1 protein-coding gene is annotated in these 267 nt (G+C 71.5%); it reads right to left on the bottom strand.

Annotated elements, in window-relative coordinates; all coding sequences use genetic code 11:
• On the bottom strand, positions 1-267 hold a 267-nt coding region (locus tag Y887_RS20710), incomplete at both ends, for a hypothetical protein (RefSeq protein WP_046965555.1).

Below are 267 nucleotides of genomic sequence, written 5' to 3' on the forward strand. Positions count from 1 at the left end.
GCGCCATTGTTGCTGGTGGCACCGAGGGCGCCGGTGACCCTGCCGCTGCCGAGATTGAGCGTGCCGGTGCTGGTGGCGGTGAGGTTGCCGGTGGCCAGCGTGCCCAGGGTCAGTGCGCCGCTGTCGGTGATCTGGGTGGCGCCGCCACGCAGGCTGACCGCCTGCTGGAAATCGTTGGCCGCCGTGGTCAGCGTGATGGCGCCCGTGCCGGCCCGCAGATCGCTGGTACCGGTGACGGTGAGGCCGGCATTGCCGGCCTGCTCGATC

The organism is Xanthomonas pisi DSM 18956 (assembly GCF_001010415.1).
In the GTDB taxonomy this organism is placed as follows: domain Bacteria; phylum Pseudomonadota; class Gammaproteobacteria; order Xanthomonadales; family Xanthomonadaceae; genus Xanthomonas; species Xanthomonas pisi.